The organism is Chryseobacterium sp. CBo1 (assembly GCF_001693475.1).
GTDB lineage: Bacteria > Bacteroidota > Bacteroidia > Flavobacteriales > Weeksellaceae > Chryseobacterium > Chryseobacterium formosense.
This window is the reverse complement of the sequence record NZ_MAUH01000029.1, coordinates 1-20,096: the sequence shown is the minus strand read 5'-3', so window position 1 is coordinate 20,096 and position 20,096 is coordinate 1. Positions and strand designations below refer to the sequence as shown.

General features: G+C 34.6%; 22 protein-coding genes and 1 riboswitch. Of the genes, 7 read left to right on the top strand and 15 right to left on the bottom strand.

Going from position 1 to position 20,096, the window contains the following annotated elements; translation table 11 throughout:
* Nucleotides 1–262: 262 nt before the first annotated feature.
* The 7 genes from BA768_RS14430 to namA all read right to left on the bottom strand — a co-directional run bounded on the left by BA768_RS14430 (nt 263) and on the right by namA (nt 6,923).
* Nucleotides 263–1,018: a hypothetical protein gene (locus BA768_RS14430; RefSeq protein WP_034674697.1), complete on the bottom strand. Its 756-nt coding sequence runs from the start codon at nt 1,016–1,018 to the stop codon at nt 263–265.
* Nucleotides 1,015–2,460: a hypothetical protein gene (locus BA768_RS14425; protein WP_034674693.1), complete on the bottom strand. Its 1,446-nt coding sequence runs from the start codon at nt 2,458–2,460 to the stop codon at nt 1,015–1,017. Before BA768_RS14425 ends, BA768_RS14430 begins: the two co-directional genes overlap by 4 nt.
* An 11-nt stretch (nt 2,461–2,471) precedes the next feature.
* Nucleotides 2,472–4,406 (bottom strand): type VI secretion system Vgr family protein, encoded by a 1,935-nt coding sequence (locus BA768_RS14420; RefSeq protein ID WP_065721331.1) that lies wholly within the window; start codon nt 4,404–4,406, stop codon nt 2,472–2,474.
* A gap of 174 nt (nt 4,407–4,580) precedes the next feature.
* Nucleotides 4,581–4,985 carry a type VI secretion system tube protein TssD gene (tssD, locus tag BA768_RS14415; protein ID WP_034674687.1) on the bottom strand — a complete coding sequence of 135 codons (405 nt, stop codon included), beginning with the start codon at nt 4,983–4,985 and terminating at the stop codon, nt 4,581–4,583.
* Nucleotides 4,986–5,199: 214 nt separating this feature from the next.
* On the bottom strand, nt 5,200–5,532 hold the full coding sequence (locus tag BA768_RS14410) for a CCC motif membrane protein (RefSeq protein WP_034674684.1): 333 nt from the start codon (nt 5,530–5,532) through the stop codon (nt 5,200–5,202).
* 23 nt (nt 5,533–5,555) lie between these two features.
* A complete protein-coding gene (locus BA768_RS14405; protein ID WP_034674681.1) occupies nt 5,556–5,843 on the bottom strand; it encodes a DUF2752 domain-containing protein in 288 nt (95 codons plus the stop codon).
* A 27-nt stretch (nt 5,844–5,870) separates the two neighbouring features.
* Nucleotides 5,871–6,923 (bottom strand): NADPH dehydrogenase NamA, encoded by a 1,053-nt coding sequence (gene namA / locus BA768_RS14400; RefSeq protein ID WP_034674679.1) that lies wholly within the window; start codon nt 6,921–6,923, stop codon nt 5,871–5,873.
* A gap of 106 nt (nt 6,924–7,029) precedes the next feature.
* Between namA and BA768_RS14395 the strand changes: the two genes are divergently transcribed.
* The 3 genes from BA768_RS14395 to BA768_RS14385 all read left to right on the top strand — a co-directional run bounded on the left by BA768_RS14395 (nt 7,030) and on the right by BA768_RS14385 (nt 10,991).
* Nucleotides 7,030–7,512, top strand: a complete 483-nt coding sequence (locus BA768_RS14395) for a cytidine deaminase (protein ID WP_065721330.1) — start codon at nt 7,030–7,032, stop codon at nt 7,510–7,512.
* Nucleotides 7,513–7,883: 371 nt separating this feature from the next.
* A riboswitch (cobalamin riboswitch) is annotated at nt 7,884–8,061 on the top strand.
* 35 nt (nt 8,062–8,096) lie between these two features.
* Nucleotides 8,097–9,932: a TonB-dependent receptor plug domain-containing protein gene (locus BA768_RS14390; RefSeq protein ID WP_065721329.1), complete on the top strand. Its 1,836-nt coding sequence runs from the start codon at nt 8,097–8,099 to the stop codon at nt 9,930–9,932.
* A gap of 12 nt (nt 9,933–9,944) precedes the next feature.
* Nucleotides 9,945–10,991: a YncE family protein gene (locus BA768_RS14385; RefSeq protein ID WP_065721328.1), complete on the top strand. Its 1,047-nt coding sequence runs from the start codon at nt 9,945–9,947 to the stop codon at nt 10,989–10,991.
* Between the two features lie 71 nt (nt 10,992–11,062).
* Here the strand turns inward: BA768_RS14385 and BA768_RS14380 are convergent, their stop codons facing one another.
* The 8 genes from BA768_RS14380 to BA768_RS14345 all read right to left on the bottom strand — a co-directional run bounded on the left by BA768_RS14380 (nt 11,063) and on the right by BA768_RS14345 (nt 17,506).
* Nucleotides 11,063–12,484, bottom strand: coding sequence for a CCA tRNA nucleotidyltransferase (locus tag BA768_RS14380; protein WP_065721327.1), 1,422 nt, complete (start codon nt 12,482–12,484; stop codon nt 11,063–11,065).
* Between the two features lie 158 nt (nt 12,485–12,642).
* Nucleotides 12,643–13,191 (bottom strand): L-threonylcarbamoyladenylate synthase, encoded by a 549-nt coding sequence (locus BA768_RS14375; protein WP_065721326.1) that lies wholly within the window; start codon nt 13,189–13,191, stop codon nt 12,643–12,645.
* A gap of 64 nt (nt 13,192–13,255) precedes the next feature.
* A complete protein-coding gene (locus BA768_RS14370) occupies nt 13,256–13,603 on the bottom strand; it encodes a transposase (RefSeq protein WP_262484175.1) in 348 nt (115 codons plus the stop codon).
* A 206-nt stretch (nt 13,604–13,809) separates the two neighbouring features.
* Entirely contained in the window at nt 13,810–14,313 is a 504-nt protein-coding gene (locus BA768_RS14365) for a DinB family protein (protein ID WP_065721325.1), read from the bottom strand.
* 61 nt (nt 14,314–14,374) lie between these two features.
* Nucleotides 14,375–14,827: a GNAT family N-acetyltransferase gene (locus BA768_RS14360; protein WP_034674662.1), complete on the bottom strand. Its 453-nt coding sequence runs from the start codon at nt 14,825–14,827 to the stop codon at nt 14,375–14,377.
* Between the two features lie 56 nt (nt 14,828–14,883).
* On the bottom strand, nt 14,884–16,101 hold the full coding sequence (locus BA768_RS14355; protein WP_228388437.1) for a cystathionine gamma-synthase: 1,218 nt from the start codon (nt 16,099–16,101) through the stop codon (nt 14,884–14,886).
* An 8-nt stretch (nt 16,102–16,109) separates the two neighbouring features.
* Nucleotides 16,110–16,436: a gliding motility protein GldC gene (gldC, locus tag BA768_RS14350; protein ID WP_034674660.1), complete on the bottom strand. Its 327-nt coding sequence runs from the start codon at nt 16,434–16,436 to the stop codon at nt 16,110–16,112.
* Nucleotides 16,437–16,519: 83 nt separating this feature from the next.
* The gene (locus BA768_RS14345; RefSeq protein ID WP_065721324.1) at nt 16,520–17,506 is read right to left on the bottom strand and encodes a gliding motility protein GldB; all 987 of its coding nucleotides are present in this window, start codon (nt 17,504–17,506) and stop codon (nt 16,520–16,522) included.
* Nucleotides 17,507–17,625: 119 nt separating this feature from the next.
* Here BA768_RS14345 and BA768_RS14340 point away from each other — a divergent pair, with 119 nt between their 5' ends.
* From BA768_RS14340 to BA768_RS14325, 4 genes are all read left to right on the top strand, one after another.
* Nucleotides 17,626–18,159 carry a GNAT family N-acetyltransferase gene (locus BA768_RS14340; RefSeq protein WP_065721323.1) on the top strand — a complete coding sequence of 178 codons (534 nt, stop codon included), beginning with the start codon at nt 17,626–17,628 and terminating at the stop codon, nt 18,157–18,159.
* A gap of 9 nt (nt 18,160–18,168) precedes the next feature.
* Nucleotides 18,169–18,960 carry an NAD(+) synthase gene (gene nadE, locus BA768_RS14335; RefSeq protein ID WP_065721322.1) on the top strand — a complete coding sequence of 264 codons (792 nt, stop codon included), beginning with the start codon at nt 18,169–18,171 and terminating at the stop codon, nt 18,958–18,960.
* Nucleotides 18,961–19,073: 113 nt separating this feature from the next.
* Nucleotides 19,074–19,556, top strand: a complete 483-nt coding sequence (locus tag BA768_RS14330) for a ribonuclease domain-containing protein (protein WP_065721321.1) — start codon at nt 19,074–19,076, stop codon at nt 19,554–19,556.
* A 70-nt stretch (nt 19,557–19,626) separates the two neighbouring features.
* On the top strand, nt 19,627–19,932 hold the full coding sequence (locus BA768_RS14325) for a barstar family protein (RefSeq protein ID WP_034674652.1): 306 nt from the start codon (nt 19,627–19,629) through the stop codon (nt 19,930–19,932).
* The last annotated feature ends 164 nt before the right edge of the window (nt 19,933–20,096 follow it).

The window sequence follows — 20,096 nt, the reverse complement described above, 5'->3', positions numbered from 1 at the left end:
TCTTGCCATTACTCAATGTCTATACCGCCTTCACTATTTACATCTGTTTTGGAACATAATTATTTTGGCTCAAATAAGGTAGCAACCCAACTAGCCTTCCGAATTAAATTATTATTTCTTTCTTATTGATAGAATTTATCCTCCATGTATCATTTTTTGGAATAGAATTCTCAGTTTCAACCAAAAGACCGATTATATCATTTTTTACATATGTTATTTTACACGATATTAAGAAAAGACACAAAAGCATTAAAAAAGTGATTTAATTTTCATCCAACTCTTTAAAATTTCGGTTATACCAGTCAAAATAATGGAGTTTCTTTATTTCTTTGCCGGTTACATCATCTATTACAATTACTACTCTTTCTACTTTTTTATCATCTGAATTCTCATAGTGCCCTTTATTGAATCCAATAAACCAAAGTTTTTTACCTCCTTGATCTTTCCTCCATATTTTCACATATTCTTTATCCCATTGTTGGTTATCTTTGGAAGTGATTACTCCATCGTCTGAAGTATCTACTTTATAATTAAATTTTTTTGCGTTTTTATTTGCAATTCCTGTAATTCCTGTAAAAAAAGTTTTCCAGTCTTTTTCAAAATTCGTGGTTTTCACAAGTTTGCCCTGCTTATCAAATTCATACAAGAACCCATAATTGCCGTCAGAAGTTTTATTATATATCCTTTTTAATTTAATATTACCATCGCTATAAAATTCTTTATAATATTTAAACCATCCTTGCGAGGGAGTAATCCATTGATCGTAGTATGAGTCCAATAAACCATATGTTTCAATCAAAGCTCCGCTTTGTAAAGTTTCATTTAGATTAACAATATATTTAGGAGGCTCTGTTGTTCCATACCTTTTTTTTGTTTTTAATAAGGTTGAATTATTAATATTTAGTTTTTCAAAAGAAGAATCTATAATATTCATAGGACTATTTGTATGAGTTGTTTTTTTTTGCGCTTGGCATTGGTAAAAAACTATTACGATTAAATAAAAAAATATTTTTTTCATTCTGTGAGCAAATTAAAATTTCGTAGTTTATCCCATTGCCATTTCCATGTAGAATATTTGTCATTGCCATCTAAATGGGCATAATCCATAACATTTTCTGTCTTTTTATATTCAAACAAATAGGGTGTGATCGTGTTAATATTTGAATTTGTACCAAAGGCGTGCCCCAAAGCAATAGCATGCATTGCTTCATGAGCTACATCCGCATCTGTTATGCCAGAAAACATTGCACCTCTTCCTCCTCCAATCGGGGTTCCAATACCTCCAACTCCTAAAGTAATACTCCCGCTAACCAGATAAGCGGTTTCGGTAAAAAAATAAAGTCTTAAATATTTATCATATTTTCCTGTTCCATCCGGTTTACCATCTGTACCTAAATTAGAGAATATCTGTTTCAATTTTTCGTCTAAATAATCATACAATGATTTGCCATTTATATTTCCGGATACATTAAGACCGGTTCCGTTGCTAATTGTAGGAAGAGATAAATCTGTATTTGGTGTTCCATCATCATTTTTAGCAATATCTAAAATTTCTTCCATTAAATTTATTTTAATCAAGGATTGCTTCAAATAATTTTCTAATTCTGTTTTTCCTTTTATAACTCCTAGTCCATTTTTGGTTTTAACTTTAACACAAACTACATCTAATTTTTTAACCTTGTTGGAATACAATTTCAGAAAACCCGATTCTTTTTCATCGCATAAAACTTTCAAAGTTTGCGTAGCAGTAATATCTGATAAAACTTTTAAAGTTATTTCATCTTCCAATTTATATTCTTCTTTATTTTTTATAAGGATTTTAGCATAGTGTATATTTTTGGCAGGATCTAATTTTTCGTTTTCAGCACCTTTTCCTTGTGAACTTGAAATTTCACAAACAGTCTTATCATATGCTATCAACAATTCTTTCGGAAGATTTTTTTTATCTTTTATATGAATTTTTAAAGAGAGTTTTATTTCCTTATTTTTTTCCACACAAAGCCATGAAGCAAAATAATCTATTGCCTTTTTATCTTCCAATATCCATGGGATTTTATATACAGGATTACTATATTCTTTTTTGAGATTGTTATATAAGGTAGACGATTTTGTAAATATTGCAGAAGGGTTACTTGAGGGATATTTGTCATATGTTCCCGCTACATCAGAATATTTTTTTTTATCTCCAAACAAGCCGGTATCTTTAATTCGCATCCAGTCAAGTCCGTAATCATTACCTTTCCAATTTTTTTTGGGACGAAAATGCACAATTGCATCAGCGAGTATATTTATTTCAGCTACTGGAGGAGAAGCAGGATTTCCATCTTTTTTAATAACAGTTTCACTTTTCTCAGAATGATATTCTGCAGAACTCTCACGAATAGTCGTTTCAGAATAATAACTGAAATCTTCTCCTGTGCTTTCGAATATTTTCCCTTTTACAATTCGTATTCTGCTCATAAAGTTTCAAATTAAAAATTCTGACCTTTTTCTCCGCTTTTATTTTCAATATTACTTTGAGCGTTTTTTACAATCTTACCGTTGCTTGATGTCTCTATACCGCCTTCGCTATTTACAATAGTTTTGCCTTTAGTCGTTTCACTATGCACATCCCCTTCAATCATTTCCGTCAATTTTCCGGTAATAAACATACTTGTATCTCCCAACACGGACGTCATTTTCATTGCGCCGACACTTTGGGTATTATTCATTCCAATAGTGTCCGATTTGTTCAATCCAACAGAAGTCGTCATATTTTCACCTACATTAATATTCATATTCTTACAGTTCAGTGTCATTGTTTCTGGTGCTGTAATGGTAATATTACTTCCAGTCGTATCCAAATGAATTTCATTGCCTGATTTATCTGTAATAATGATGCTTTCATCTTCAGTAAAGACCACCTTATGACCACTTCTTGTCATGATAGATTTTACTCTATTGTCTGCAAATCCTCCCAATGCCGTTCCCCCATGAAACATTCCACCCATCACAAACGGTCGGTCCGGATGATTATGGACAAAATTCACCATCACCTGATCTCCGACTTCAGGTATTGCTACATAACCTCTGTTCTGAGTGATCTGATCCGTCCCTCCCGCATCGGGACTCATCATTCGGATGAAATGCGTGGTGTCATTTGTTTGCCAGTCGAATCTTACCTGAACTCTTCCCTGTCCTTCAGGATCGGTGTTGGAAATAACCGTCGCAATTTGCGGTTGAGCAATTGGAACGGTGAATTCCGGTTTAGGTAAAAATCCTGTATCGGAGGCGATACCCTCAAAACTTCCGCTGTAATGACCGATGGTATCGATCTCATGTGTGGTTTCTGTCACCATGATTCTCGTGAAATAAGATGTTTCATTCGTATCAACTTTTCGCATCTCAACATCAACAAGACATCCCGGATGTAAAAACGGAACCGTTGTAGAGCCCGAAAGATTAAAAACATTCACCGCTTCACTTCCCGCCGTGCTTTTTTGTGAATATTCCACATCAAGATGTGTGGTCGCTTTTATGGGAGCCACTCTTAATGAAGGAGTTTTGTAAATCTTATCGTTATGATCGTAAGCCGTTTTTGCCAGATCTCCGACGTGCTGAATCGGGGTTGCTCCCGATTTCAGAACTTCATTTCTATTGCTGTTGTAGCCGTAAAATTGTGGTTTTGTATGAACCGCTTTCAATTCTACTTTAATATCGTTTGCACTGCTTCCGTAAACCAGCTTGATCGGTGTATTCTGTGGCGGAAGTTTCCCAAAGTGAAGAACTTCACCGTCATAATAAAACTGCTCACCATAAGCTTCTGCCATTCTTGCCAGATAATTATAATGCGTTTCGTCGTACTGACTGCTGTAAATGATCTGAGAATAATCATTCGTATCAATTCTTATATCAAAACGACTTTTGTCTAGACCCTGTTTAATCACTTCTTCGGCTATAATTCCCATGTTCACCGCCTGATTTCCACCAAAACTCTGAATATGCGGTGCGCCGTCCAGCAAAATAGTCGGACTGAAACCTGTCAACACAATATTCCCAAGACTCATTCTTTCCTGGCTGAAACCAACTCCCGTAATCACTCCGACGAAAGTTCGTTCAGGACTGTTTTCAACATCTTTATAGGAAATAACGGCCGTTAATCTTTTGCCTAAAAACTTGTTCGCTTCTTCCAAAGTATGGTTTTGACGGTCGCCTAAAGTATCGTGAGCCAAAGTCAGCGTAAATTCGTGATGTTTTCTCGCACTTTGCGTTAGTTTGAAATGCTTGTAATATTTAATCACTTTACCTTCGATGACCAAAGATAATTTTACAAGACGGTTGATACCGGTATGATGATTTTCTGAGATTCCTGCTGCATTCTGCGATGGTCGGAATGTGGAACCTCCGTTTTTTGCTGAGGTATTCATATTGTTGTGATTATTGGGTGGCTTAAAGTTATTAAATTTTATCCAGTCAGGAAGTTATTCCTTTTAAAATTGTTTTATGCTTTAAATAATGTTTTTCTTCATATTGAAGGCAAAAAGACCGTCTTTTTCAGACAGTCTCATGAATCTCTTATAAACCTTTATGATGCTAAAGATTTAGCTTGATGGCCAAAGTCCTTCGTAAGCTCCACCTCCGTAGTTGATTTTCTCAGCACTCACCACAAAGCTGATCAGCATTGAGTTTTCGTCTACCGCATCGAAATCTACTTCGTGCTGGATTACGTAACCGTTTTCCCAGTTCAGAGTAATCAGTGTTCCTTCTTCGTGAGATTTGTTGAACGTCACTTCACCTGTTGTAGGCTTGTATTTTCCGTTTAGTAGTGATTCAAGGATGTCAGATTTTTCTGTTGCCTCAACCGTTAATTTAATGATTGCATTGGAAGGATCTGAAGCTACACGTCCCGAAACATCCGTAGATCTTGAAACGCTGTAGTTCAGCTTTAATAATTTCTGTCCTTCGCCGCCGTTGAATTTTAAAATTCCTCTTGAGTTTGCTGCCATGATACGTAAATTTTAATTCGTTAATATTTTGTTTGATTTAATAACTCAAAGATAAAACACCTTCAATCATATTTTTCATTTTAATTACAAAATTTGAAAATTTGTAGTAATTCTACGATTTATTGTCGTAATTCTACGATCCGAATACTTATATTTATTCACGCACAAAAAAAGACCGCATTTCTGCGATCTTTAATTATAGTAAATTTAAATTTTACTGTCCCATCAATTCTCTCATACGCTCCTGCATCAGTTGTTGGTCTGAAAGTGTATCCCAACCGAAAACGGCAATCAATACAACATTCAGAATAAGATAAAGAACACTGATCACCAAACCGATGATACAAAGAATTCTACCTGTATTCAGGTTGTTGTAATCTGAATATAATGTAGGATTGCTTTGGTATAGCTGGTTGTCTTTCTTATAAAGTACAAGCCCGATAATCCCTGCAATTACTCCTAAAATACCGTAACAACAGCATCCGACGATTGAAACAATTCCTAAAACAAGTACCGCCGTAGCATTAGGTAACTTTTGTTGATTCATAATTTATTTTTTTAATGTTTAGTTTATATTGCGAAAAAATGTTTATAAAAATAAGAAAAAACCATAATCAGTGAATTAATTATTGCTAAAAAAATCATAATCTGACCATAATTTCTTTTTTTATCGATAAAATTGAGTCCTACAAAGCAAAAAAACAGCAATAATGTGTACACCGCCGGGAACATATGAAAAGCCTCAGCGAATTTCCCTTCAAATACCAGAACGATAGCTCTCTGGGTTCCGCAGCCGAAACATTCTATTCCCAAAAACTTTTTACTGGGACAAGGAAGCATGAAATCTTCTATCTGCATTGTTGCTTTTTTTAAATCAGCCTAAAATTAAGAAGAAATTTTCGCTCTCAGGTACTGATGTGGAAAAAAACATTCCTCGTTCATCTCAAATGATCCCTGTACCGCCAGATAAGGATTTCTTAAAATTTCTCTTGCTACAAATATCAGATCAGCTTCACCATTCTGTAAAATTTCTTCTGCCTGATTATTACTTTTTATTAAACCGACAGCTCCTGTTTTTACGTTCGCCTGATTTTTTACTGCAGATGAGAAAGGAACCTGATAACCATCAAAAACAGAAATCTTTGCTCCGTGAATATTTCCGCCACTGGAAACATCTACCAAATCAACTTGATGATTTTTCAAAATTTTTGCAAGTTCTACACTTTCATTAATATCCCAACCGTTTTCGGCATATTCCGTTCCGGAAATTCTTACAAATAAAGCAACATTCTCGTTCAGTTCTTCATTTACCGCATCTACGATTTCAATTAAAAATTTAATTCTATTCTCAAAACTTCCACCGTATTCGTCTGTTCTTACATTGGAAAGTGGTGACAAAAACTGATGCACGAGATAACCATGAGCTGCATGAATTTCAATCACATCAAAACCTGCTTTTACCGCTCTTCTTGCAGCATTCTTAAAATTCTGAACCTGTTCTCTAATTTCTTCTACCGTCAGTTCATGTGGAATTCTTTCGGAAGGATGATAAGGAATAGGGCTCGGCGCTAAAGTTTCCCAGCCTTCTTCCAAAGATATTTGTTTATTTTCCCAGGTAGACCCTTTTCTTCCTGCATGAGCCAATTGAATTCCTATTCTGCTTTCCGAATTCTGGTGAACAAATTCAACAATTTTCTGCAGTTTTTCTGCCTGTTCGTCATTCCAGATTCCCATGCAGTGATTGGTAATTCTTCCTTTGGGCTCTACTCCCGTTGCTTCTACGATGAGAAGCCCGGTTCCGCCTTGAGCACGGCTTCCGTAATGAACAAAGTGAAAATCATTGGCTAAACCATTTTCGCAGGAGTACATACACATCGGTGACATTACCCAACGGTTTTTCAGCTCTACATTTCTGAATTTTATTGGTGAATATAACATTGAGTTTATTTTTTTAAAGTTTAAAATTACAATTTACTATCGTAACAAAGATATTGCCAGCTTCACCAAAATAGTTTACTTTTATGCCCTTTTTTACGCAGAAAAAATGAAAAAAGATATAAAGATCAATTACGAACATTTCAAAGGCAGGAATGAACTTAATGAAGTTGAAAACAGCCTTTTTGAAAAAGCAATTCTGGCAAGAGAAAGTGCTTATGCGCCTTATTCTAGTTTTTTTGTAGGATGTGCCGTTCTTTTACAAAATGGTGAAATTTTCACAGGAAACAATCAGGAAAACGCCGCTTTTCCTTCCGGACTTTGTGCTGAAAGAACTGCTTTATTCTGGATCGGTGCCAATTTTCCTCACGAAAAAATAAAAAAGATTTTTGTGGTAGGCGGACCTAAAGAATTTTCAGAGAAAAATCCTCCGATTCCACCTTGTGGAGCTTGTCGCCAAAGCATTATTGAATACGAAACAAAGCAAAATGAAAATATTGAATTGTATTTCTCCAATTTAAATGATGAAGTAATTAAAGTGAGCTCGATTAAAGATTTGCTTCCGTTTTATTTTGATGGGACGTTTTTGTAGAAGTTTACCACAGATTTCTCGATTACAACAGATGATTGAAAATATTTTCATATTATTTTGCTTTAAAAAAATTTAATTTAAATAGAGAATTTTAGATTTTATTTTTAAATTTAATATGAACCTATTTAAGTTTTAGAAAAACGCAAAGACGCAAGATTCGATAAAAGTTCTCTGTTTTTAAGGCGCAAAGAGAAAATCAAAGATTTTCTTTTATAATGCTGATGATTAACTTTATCGAAGATAAAATCCTTGCGTCTTAAAAACATATTATAATTAAACAACTTTTGCGCCTTTGCGAAAATCAATCATAAAATTCCTCATTATTAATTTTTAAACAGGCTCTAAAATTTAATCTTTCTTTTCAAAAAAACTATATTTGCAAAAATTTTGGTTTCCAGGAGATTGGAACGAAGAGGGAATTGGGTGGAAATCCCAAACTGTCCCCGCAACTGTAAATCGCATATAAAATTCCTACAAAAAACCACTGCCAAAGCGGGAAGGTGTAGAAAAGCGAAAGTCAGGAGACCTGCCAGAATTTTAATTATTAATAAAATGATTGCTTTCGGAGGAAAGGCAAATAGGTTATGATTTTAAAAAAAACGTTCATTTTAGTTTCTGTTTCTTCCTGTTTTGCCTTGTATTTTGGTCAGGAAAAAACCATCGATACGGTATATGTTTTCGACAATCAGATGAAAAAAGTAAAACTTTTTCATTCGCTGAATACTTTGTCTCCTGCAGATATACAAAAAAACTCATCCAATCTTTCTGAGGTTCTGCGTTTTCAGTCGTCAGTTTATATTAAAGAAAACGGTCGTGGAGCAGTTTCTTCGCCATCTTTCAGAGGAACAACAGCGCAACACACTGCTTTTGTGTGGAACGGAATCAACATTAATTCTCAGTTTTTAGGACAGGGCGACATCAACAACATTGCACTTTTCGGATATGATCAGGTAGAAATAAAAGCCGGAGGAGGAAGTGTGATTTACGGAAGCGGAGCGATTGGAGGAAGCATTCATTTGAATAATGACCTGAGCTTTAATCAAGGTTTTAAAGGATTATTCAATTCTGAAGTTGCTTCGTTCGGAACTTATAATAATTTTCTGAAAGCCTCTTACAGCAACGATAAATTCAGTTTTAAAGCTTCCGGAAATTATTCGATCAGTGAAAATGATTATGAAGTTCCTGAAAAAAAATACATCAACCGAAACGGTAAGTTTTACAATACGACATTCAATATAGGTGCAGCTTATAAAATTGCAAAAAACCAGACAATTTCCTGGCAAAGTCAGTTTTATGATGCAACACAGAACTACAGAATTCTTGAAGAGAATGGAAATAGGACAAGCTATGAAGCGCAGACTTTCAGAAGTCTTGTTTCGTGGGACATCGATAAATCTAAATTTTCAAACAGTTTAAAAGCAGCTTATACGGAAGATAATTTCCAGTATTTCGGAGTTTATAATGCGCCTTTTACGAGTGGGGGAATTAATAAGAATTACATTTTTAAAAATGATTTCAATTATTTTATTATCCCTAAACTGAATATCAACGTCATTGGAGAATTCCAGCAAAACCAGGCAGAAGGGTTGGGAACTTCAGAGCTTAGAGATGCCAGTAGAAATGTGGGTTCGGCTGCAGGTTTATTAAGATATTTCGCAACATCAAATCTTCGTTTTGAGGCTGGAATCAAGCAGAATTTCATAGAAGACATCAGTTCGCCTCTTCTCTACTCTTTTTCAGGAAAATGGAAAGCCAATAATTGGTATCAGGTTAATTTAAATCTATCAAAAAACTTCAGATTCCCGTCATTTAATGATTTGTACTGGGAACCTGGAGGAAATTTAGATTTAAAACCAGAAACTTCGGCTCAGGCGGATTTGAATCAGGAATTTAGCGTTTTTGGATTTAAACTAAGCCTTACTCCATATTATATTAAAATTGATAATATGATTCGTTGGCTTCCGACAGCAATGGGTTATTGGGCAGCTTTTAATACCGAAAAAGTAGAGTCTTACGGTTTGGAGTCTCAGCTTAGTTATGAAAAATCTTTCAATCAAAATCATTCTGTAAAGCTTATTGCAGGATATGTTTATACAAAATCCGTAGATTTGGAAACTCAAAAACAGCTGATGTATGTGCCATTGCATAAATTCTCTTCGAATATAGATTATCAGTACAAATTTTTGAGAGTTTTTGCACAGGGAATGTTTAACGGATTGACTTACACCACGTCTGATGAAAGCAGAAAATATGCGATTTATCCTTATTTTGTAATGAATGCGGGAATATCTGCTACAGTTTTAAAAAAATATACTTTAGGTTTTAAAGTGAACAATATTACAAATACGGTCTATGAAACGGTAGAATATTATCCGCTTCCGAAAAGAAATTACAGTATCAATGCAACAATAAATTTTTAACATTATCATATTATGAAATTAAACAGACTATTACAGATTATTTTCGGATTCGTCCTTCTATTTTCGGTTTCTTGTACGTCAGATTACGAAGAAATCATTCCGGAAATAACGTATAACAACGGACTATTTATTACCAATGAAGGTAAATTTCAAACACCAAATGCAGATGTTACTTTTGTTACAAAAGATTTGAGTCTGATGCAAAATGAAATCTATAAAGTAAAAAATAACGAAAATTTAGGAGACGTTCTTCAGACAATGGTTATCAATGGAGATAAAGCTTATCTTTTATTGAACAACTCAAATAAAATTACAATTGTAGACCGAGTAACGTTCAAAAAAACGGGAGAAATTACAGCGCAGATTAACAATCCTCGTTATATGGCTGTAGCAAACGGAAATCTTTATATTTCTAACGATCAGTACGGAGGTGCTAAATATGTAGGTGTCTATAAATTATCTGATAATTCTTTCGTAAAGAAAATTGATTTTGCATCAACAAGCACTGTAGAAAATGTTGTGGAAGCCGGTGGAACAATCTTTGTACAAAATGCTTCTTACGGATTTGGTAACACTATTACTAAAATCAATACCACAAGCAACACAATTGACGGAACGGTTATTACAGTTCCTAACGGGGATATCAGCAAAACAATCTCTTCCAACGGAAGTGTTTATACAATTGCAGGAACTGCTACAGATTCTTACATCTATCAAATTTCACCTGCAGGAACTATTACAAAAACGACTACGCTTACAGGTATCGCAAATGGTAGAAATATACAAGTTGACGGCGGAAGATATTATTTCAGCTCTTTAAACAAAATCTACTCAATGGATATGAACTCCACTACTGTTCCTAGTCCTCTTTTCACTACGGCTGAAACCGATCCCAACTTTGCGGTTTACGGATTTAGCGTTATTGAAGGAAGGATTTTTGTATCTGATGTGAAGAAGTTTACTGCACCAAGCGAAATCACAGTTTATACAACCGCAGGAACAGTAATCAGCAAGTTTACAGCCGGGATAGGAGCGACTTCGGTTTATAAAAATTATTAATCTCAGAATTTTTTATCCAAAATAAAAATGCGGTTTCAAAAGAAACCGCATTTTTTGTTATGTATTTTGTTTTAAGCTAAAGTCAAACCTAATTTTTCTGCTTCCGCGATCACAAATTTTTTAGCTTCTTCACTGTCATTTCCAATCTCACCTTCAAGAATAGCTTCTTTTACTTTTTCCTTTAAAATTCCTATTTCTCTGCCCGGCTTTAAATTAAACATCTGCATAATTTCTTCCCCTGAAATCGGCGGCTGAAAATTTCTTACCTGGTCTTTTTCTTCAACTTCTTTTATTTTCACCGCAACATATTCGAAATTCTTCTTGAATTTCTCCTGTTTCCTTGAGTTTTTGGTAGTAATATCGGCTTTACAAAGAGTGAACAGGTCTTCCATATCTTCTCCGGCATCAAAAAGCAGTCTTCTCAATGCAGAATCCGAAGCATCATCGGTAATCAGAGCAATTGGGCGGGAAGAAAGCTTCACCATTTTCTGAACATACTTCATATCCGACCCCAATGGCAATTTCAACCTTTGAAACAATGTCTTTACCATTTTTGAACCTAAAAACTCATGTCCATGGAAAGTCCAGCCTGTTCCTTCCACGAATTTTTTTGTCGGAGCTTTTCCGATGTCGTGAAGCAATGCAGACCAGCGAAGCCAAAGATTATCAGTATTTTCAGAAATATTATCCACCACTTCCAAAGTATGGTAAAAATTATCTTTATGCGTTTGTCCTTCTACTTCTTCTACACCTTTCAGATCGATTAATTCAGGAATAATTAATTTCATCAATCCTGTCTGTTCCATTAATTTCAAACCTATTGAGGGTTTTTGAGAAAGCATGATTTTATTAAATTCAACCATAATTCTTTCCATTGAAACAATCTTGATTCTTTCGGATTCCTGTTTAATCGCCTCCAATGAATTGTCTTCAATCTTAAAATTTAAAGTCGATGCAAAGCGAACCGCTCTCATCATTCTCAACGGATCGTCGGAATAGGTTTGTGCCGGTTCTAAAGGTGTTCTCAAAATTCCTTTTTCCAGATCATCAATTCCGTTGAAAGGATCGATTAATTCTCCGAAATTGTCTTTATTTAAAGAAATCGCCATTGCATTGATGGTAAAATCTCTTCTTTTTTGGTCATCTTCAATCGTTCCTCCTTCCACTTCCGGTTTGCGGCTGTCTTCTGTATAACTTTCTTTTCTAGCACCCACAAATTCCAGCTCAAGATCTTTGTATCTGATCATGGCTGTTCCGTATGTTTTAAAAACCGAAACCTTCATTTTGGGATCGATTTCTTTTCCTACGTTTTGTGCAAGTTCGATTCCGCTTTGTTCAGTCACAAAATCAATATCCGTAGAAGCTTTTCTTTTCATCAGCAAATCCCGAACATAACCGCCCACAATGTACACAGACTGATTATTTCCGGCTGCTACTTCAGAAATTATTTTGAAAAGTTTTAGATTTTTATTTTGATTTAAATTAATGAACATTTCTTTTTAATTATTAGATGTTGGATGTCAGATGCATGATGTAAATTCAAGCATAACTAACGTAAAACCATTAAGAAATCAGATTTTTTAAGTTTAAAATTAAATTTCCGACTTCTTAATGGTTGAATAGTTTGCAAAGATAATTAAAATCTTTTCTTTTATTCTCGAAGAACTTTTATTCTGTTATCACTCCAAATTTTAATGACTGAAGAACCAGAATATTTTGAAACCACTTCCCTGTTTTCTTCCACTGCATAATCCACTAAATCAATCATTTCCTGAGAAATATTTGAAAATTTCAAGGGACTTTTTTCGCCACTGAAATTAGCGGAAGTTGAAACCAAAGGCTTATTCAATTTGGTAATTAGTTTTTTACAAAAATCATTTTTCACCAGACGAATTCCTATACTTCCGTCATCTGCCAATAATTCTTTCGGTAAGCCTCTCGGGTTTTCATAAACAATCGTTACCGGTTTTTCGCTTAAATCGATTATTTCCCAAGCCATTTCCGGAACGTCAACCAAATCCTGTAATCGTTTCTCATTTTCCACCAAAATAATCATGGATTTGTTTTTTTCGCGTTTCTTGATCTCGAAAATTTTATTGATGGCGTCTATGTTTGTTGCGTCACAACCTATTCCCCAAATTGTGTCTGTTGGGTAAAGTATTGTTCCGCCGGATTTTAGTATTTGTATGATATTTTCCATATTCAATAGGGGCGGGCTTTAGCCCGCCTTCAAAATTAAGCATTCATTTGGCTTTAGCCAAAGCTTACATTTTAAAATTATATTTATCAATAAATTCTTGATATTCTTCCGTGAATGATTTCTTTTTATGATGAATTTCCTGATTTTTAATATAATTCCGCACCGATTCAACCATAGATTCAGAAACCGAAACTGCAAAATATTCATCTTGCCAAGCAAATTTTTCTTTTGTTAGCTGATTTTTGTTAATCCAATAAAAAGATTCTCCTTTTAATAATTGAACAATCTTTTCAATATTTTGGTTTGATCCTAAAGAAATTAAGCAGTGACAATGATCCGTGTAGCCATTGACCATATCCAAATAAATTTCTTTTTCAACAGCATTTTCTTTGATATGTTTCCAAGTTTTGATTCTTAATTCTGAAGTATTTAGAAAAGGTATTCTATTTCTCGTTGAGAAACGATATGAATATAAATCTTAATGAAAGACATTTGTGTTGTTTTGTCAAAAATATAAATTTCTTTTTAGGTTTGGCTAAAGCCAATTGAATACTTTAATAAAAAAACGGGCTAAAGCCCGTTCCTATTGATAAAATAATTTATATTTATTTGATCACATTACAAATTCGGTAAATATCTTTCTTCAATCACATTCAAATGATGAATATTGTGACCAACAATTAATTTTCCAATCGTTTCGGGCGAGATTTGATTTCCGTTGGCTATTCCAATATTTTTTAAAGCTGAAGAATTTACAGTTTCCAATAAAATTTGAGAAGATTTTCTAATTGATTGATATTCCTCTAATAAAGATTCTAAACTTCTTTCATTGGCAAAAGAGTTTTTTGCGTAATTTTCTTCATCAAAACCCGGCAAATTCTTTTCTTCTCCTCTTGCAATCGCCAAAATTCTGTATTGAAAAACCCTTTCGGTATCAGACAAATGCAAAAGCAATTCTTTCAAAGTCCATTTTGCTTCCGCATAAGCAAAAAGAGACTGTTCTTCAGTAAGATTAGAATAAATCTGAACCGTTTTTTCTTCAGATTTTTTCAGCTCTTCCAACCATTTTTCTGATGGAATTAAATCTAAATATCTTTGGATGTATTTTTGAAAATCAGTCATGTTTTTAGTTATAAGTTATAAATTATAATTGTGAGAAAATTCACAATTGACGATTGACATTTCACTGAATTTTATTCGTCCACTCATAGAAATTTACTTCATCATAAATTTCGAATCCACAACTAGGATACAGCTTATTTCCAATATCATTGGATTTCCCGGTTTCAAGAAGAACTCCACAAGCATCGGTAGATTTTGCCAATTCTTTAGCTTCTTCAATTAATTCTTTTGAAAAACCTTTTCCGCGAAAATTATCATTCACAAATAAATCATTCAGCAACCAGTAACGCTTCATTCTTGTTGAAGAAAATAACGGATATAACTGAACGAAACCAACTAATTCATCATCCTTTTCAGCCACAAAAATTTCAGAATCTTTGTTTTCTATTCTCTCTTTCAAAAATTGTTCAGCTGCAGGAATATCGGAATCTTTATGGTAAAAAATTCTGTATTGGTCAAATAATTCAGATAATTGATTTAAATCTTCAATTGTTACTTTTCTTGTATTTTTCATTAAGGCTAAATTAAAAAATAAACATCCGCTATAAAAACGGATGCTTAAATTTATTATTAGGAAAAAGCTTTTTCCAAATCTGCTATTAAATCTTCTGCATCCTCGATTCCAACACTTAGACGAACAAGGTCATCTGTAATTCCTAATTCTGCACGCTTCTCAGCAGGAATTGAAGCGTGAGTCATCAAAGCAGGATGATTGGCCAAAGACTCTACTCCACCCAAAGATTCCGCTAAAGTAAATACTCTTACTTTCTCTAAAAACTTAATTGCATCCTCTTTTTTACCTGATTTAAACGTGAAAGAAACCATTCCTCCAAAATCTTTCATCTGAGATTTTGCCAGTTCATATTGCGGGTGAGATTCCAATCCAGGGTAAATTACCTGAGCAACCGCAGGATGAGATTCAAGATATTTTGCCACGGCCATTCCGTTTTCTGAATGTCTCTGAACTCTTAAAGCCAAAGTTTTAATACCTCTCAACACCAGATAAGAATCGTGAGATCCTAAAATTCCACCGCTTGCAAACTGAATGAAATGAAGTTTTTCTCCTAACTCAGCATCTTTTGCCACCAAAGCTCCCGCAATAACATCGGAGTGACCTCCCAAATATTTCGTAGCAGAATGCATAACAATATCCGCTCCCAAATCGATTGGTCTTTGAAGATATGGTGTTGCAAATGTATTGTCTACTGCCACCAAAATATCCTTTCCTTTTGCAATTTCTACGACTGCCTTAATATCCACCAATTTCATCAATGGATTCGTTGGCGTTTCCACCCAGATTAATTTTGTTTTATCTGTAATGACATCGGCAATTTTAGAAGCATCATCAAAATTCACGAACGTAAATTTCAACTGATATTTTTCAAAAAGTCTGGTAAACATTCTGTATGTTCCACCATATAAATCGTCCACTGAAACAACCTCATCACCTGGATTTAATAGTTTTAAAACACAGTCGATCGCAGCCAAACCAGAACCGAAAGCTAAGCCTCTTGCTCCGTTTTCGATGCTTGCCAAAGAGTCTTCTAAAGCCTGTCTTGTAGGGTTTGCAGCTCTTGAATATTCGTAACCGGAATGTACTCCCGGAGATTTTTGTGCGAATGTAGATGTTAAAAAAACCGGAACGTTTACAGAACCTGTCGCAGATTCGTGATGCTGTCCGCCGTGTATCACTTTTGTATTGAAATTCATTGTTTTATATTTTTGGTTCGAAGCTGGATGATGGATGCTGGATGTCTTTGTAAACTTCCAACATCTAACTTCCAGCATCCAGCATTTTACATTTTTATTGCAGATTTAATCGCAAATTCTTCCGCCATCTGTTCGATCCATTCGGCAACATCTTCTTCGCCGGTTGCACGCTGATACGTATTTCCCATAGACACGAAAATCTGATGCATAAACATTTTCATCTGATCTACCGGCATATCTTTTGTCCAAAGATCGATTCTTAAAGCTTCTGCTGCTTTTTCGTCCCACACTGAGATCATTACTGCTTTTGTTTCTTCTTTTTCTACTCCTCCATCCTGAGCATTCCAGGTCATTACTTCCGGGATATGATTTTCATCCAGCTCAACATCTATCGTTATCTGAGTCTTTCTCATTTTTCTATTTTCTATTTTGTTTATTCTCAATATTTAATAGCTTCGGCTAACTTCCAGCTTCCATCATCAAACATCCAGCTTTATTATTCTTCTAATTTCGGTTTGTATCCTGCTTTATTAAAAATTTCTGTGGCGTCCATTTTAAGGAAGTCCGTCAGTTTGGTTTCAGGATTCTTTTTAAAATATTCTTTGCAGATCTGCCATCCGGTAAAAACTCCAACCATCGGTGAAGATTCGTTATCAATTTCAGTATAAAACTTTGAAAATGGTCCCGGATTAATGAAACGGTCTACCAAACGGTGATCGTCTCCAAAAATCAAGTTATTTTCAACGAAATAATTATAAATATTGGCTTCGTTTGCAACCGCCCAATCGTATTGCTTTTTATCGTAATCCATTTTCAGGTAATCCGGAGTTTCCGGTAGAAAAGCATCCTGCAACAGCATCATTTTTCCGTTGTATACCAAGAGATCAATAAATTTCTGATGATCTGTAGAAAAAGGAACAATCTGCTCAGCAAAAAGCTTAGAAACTTTAGGAACAATATTGTTCGGGTTCATCGATTTTTGAAAATAACTTTCCAATCCTTTGTAATTTGGATTATTGTTTCCCATAAATCCGCTTATATCGATAAAAAGGAAATTGGTTTTATCGTCATACAAAAGTGGTTCCTGAACCATCTGTAATGAAGATGAAAACAAATATACTTTTGGAGTTTTAAAATTGGGAAAGTAATATTTAATATGGGTAAACAGATCTTCGAGTTCTTTTTTAAGTTTCGTGTGATCAATTTTTGAAATTGCTTCTTTATAAATTTTCACTTCATCCGGGTTCACTCTGTTTTTTGCGAAATCTTCATCAGAAACCGTCCCCTGAAACCACGGAAATTTAGCCTTAAACTGCTCTAACGGAACATTTACATCATAAAACTCTTTCGAAATATCGGTAAGCTCTACTTTTTCGGCCGGATTTTTTATTTCTACTTTCCAATCTGTTTCCTTTTCTTTTTTACAAGAATTTAAACTTAAAACTAAAAAGCATGAAAGTGCTGCAATTCTAAAAATCTTCATTATTTTTACATGAAATTTAAGTGTACAAAAATAAGGATATAAATATAAACTTATACTGAAAAAGGATTTTTTTGTAGCTATGAAAGTTATATTAAAAACTTTAAAAACACAAACCACACATGAATATCTATATTGAAACCGAAAGACTGATTCTAAGGAAGTTTGTGGAAGAGGACTATGAACGTCTTTTTCTGCTTGATTCTGATCCTAAAGTAATGAAATATATCGGAATAGCACCACTTACAAAAGCTGAAGAGTCGAAAGAAGTGGTGAAAATGATCATGCAGCAATATGAAGATAATGGTTTTGGAAGACTTGCTGCCATCGAAAAAGAAAGCGGACTTCTTGTTGGCTGGAGCGGTTTAAAACTGCACATTGCAGAAATCAACGGATATAAGAATTTTTATGATCTCGGTTATCGATTTCTTCCGGAAACATGGGGAAAAGGTTATGCTTTTGAATCAGGAAAAGCTTCCCTTGAGTTTGGTTTTAATGATTTGAACGCAGATGCAATTTATGCCAATGCGCATTCAGAAAATATCGCTTCCAATAAAACTCTCACAAAACTCGGTTTCGAAAATAAGGGTGAATTTACCGAGCCGGATGGAATTTGTTTTTGGTATGAGCTAAAAAAAGAAAATTTTAAACATTAAAAATATACAATGCAGACACAACAAATAATAGATCATATTGTAAGCTGGCTAAAAGATTATGCTCAAAAAGCAGGAGTAAAAGGATATGTCATTGGAGTTTCGGGTGGTGTTGATTCCGGTGTGGTATCGACGCTTTGTGCTATGACAGGTTTGAAAACTTTAGTTCTCGAAATGCCGATCAGACAACAAAAAGATCAGATCTCAAGAGCACAGGAACAAATTCATTTTCTAAAAAATAATTTTACAAATGTTAACGGATTCTCTGTAGATCTTAATGTGCCATTTGAGGCTTTACATGATATTTTTGATGTGAGAGATGATGAGTTCCCGAATGAAAAACTTGCTTTTGCCAATACAAGATCACGCCTCAGAATGCTGACTTTATATTATTACGGGCAAATCAACGGTCTTCTGGTTTGCGGAACGGGAAATAAAGTAGAAGATTTCGGAATCGGTTTCTATACAAAATATGGCGACGGCGGAGTCGACATTTCTCCGATCGCAGATCTTTATAAAACTGAGGTTTACGAGATCGCAAGAGTTTTGGATCTCCCTGAAAGTATTAAAAACGCAATTCCGACAGACGGACTTTGGGATGTAGACAGAACAGACGAACAACAAATCGGTGCTACATATCCTGAACTCGAGAAAATCCAGAAAGAATACGGAACAAAAACCGCAGAAGATTATGAAGGTCGTGACAAGGAAGTCTTCTTGATTTTCGACAGAATGCATAAAGCGGCTCAACATAAGATTAACCCTATTCCTGTTTGTGATATTCCGGAGGAATGGAGAGATTGAAAGTGAATCTTGCTTCGCAGTTGAATTGTCGATTGTGAATTTTTGCAATTTGTATTTTTTAAGCTAAAATTGACAATTCACTAACGAAGTTAAATTAACTATTGACGTACAATATGAATTCTAAAACCCGTTCGCTTTCCTTCGCCTGCCTCGGACTTATTCTTGGAATGTCTGTGATGTATATGTATAATCATTTTATTGATGATAAAAAAGCTCCGGAACAAGCTGAGACTATTTCCAAAACGTCTGAAAAACAATATGATCAAAAATCAATCGATCAGTTGACCAATGAAAAGACAGTCATCAATTACGTAAAACAAAATTATCAGCTCCCTGATTATTATATTACAAAAAATGAAGCCAAAAAACTGGGTTGGAGTCCTTCTCAGGCAAATCTTTGTGAAGTTCTGCCCGGAAAAGCCATCGGTGGAGATTATTTCGGAAACCGTGAAGGAAAACTTCCGAAGGGAGAAAACTATTTTGAAGCCGATGTGAATTACAATTGCGGAAATAGAAATGCTGACAGAATTGTTTTTACTAAAAATGGGGATGTTTATTTAACGAAAAATCATTATAAAAGTTTTGAAAAACAATAAAATCGTTGCGAAGAGTTGCTCTTTAACAATCATAAGAAAACTCCTACATTTGCACCATTAAAAGTAAACTATGAATACAACATATATCGACTTTACAGAAATCGGCGATTACGAAGATTTTTACACTCAGCTTAAAGAAAAAGCAAAGCTTCCTGAATATTTCGGAGATAATCTTGATGCACTTTCTGATGTCATTACAGGCGAACTTGAAATGCCTTTGCATTTAGAATTTGTGAATATGAGTGTTGATCAGCTTGAGCTTTTTGAGGACTTACTGACTATGCTTGAAGATATTGAAGATGAAAATGAAGAGTTCACCTTTGCTTATTATCTTGAGCAATATGAAGACGAAGAAGACGATCAAAATGAAGATTAATATAAAGTTTAAATGATTTTCGGCGAGGCTTCGCCTCTGCTCCAGAAAAACTGGCAGCAAATCAAAGTATCTCAGAATCTCAAAGCAGAATTTTAAACTTAAAACAGCAAAAAAGTTTAGAATCAGCAAAATATGAGCTGACAAAAAAGAATTATCAGCGATCT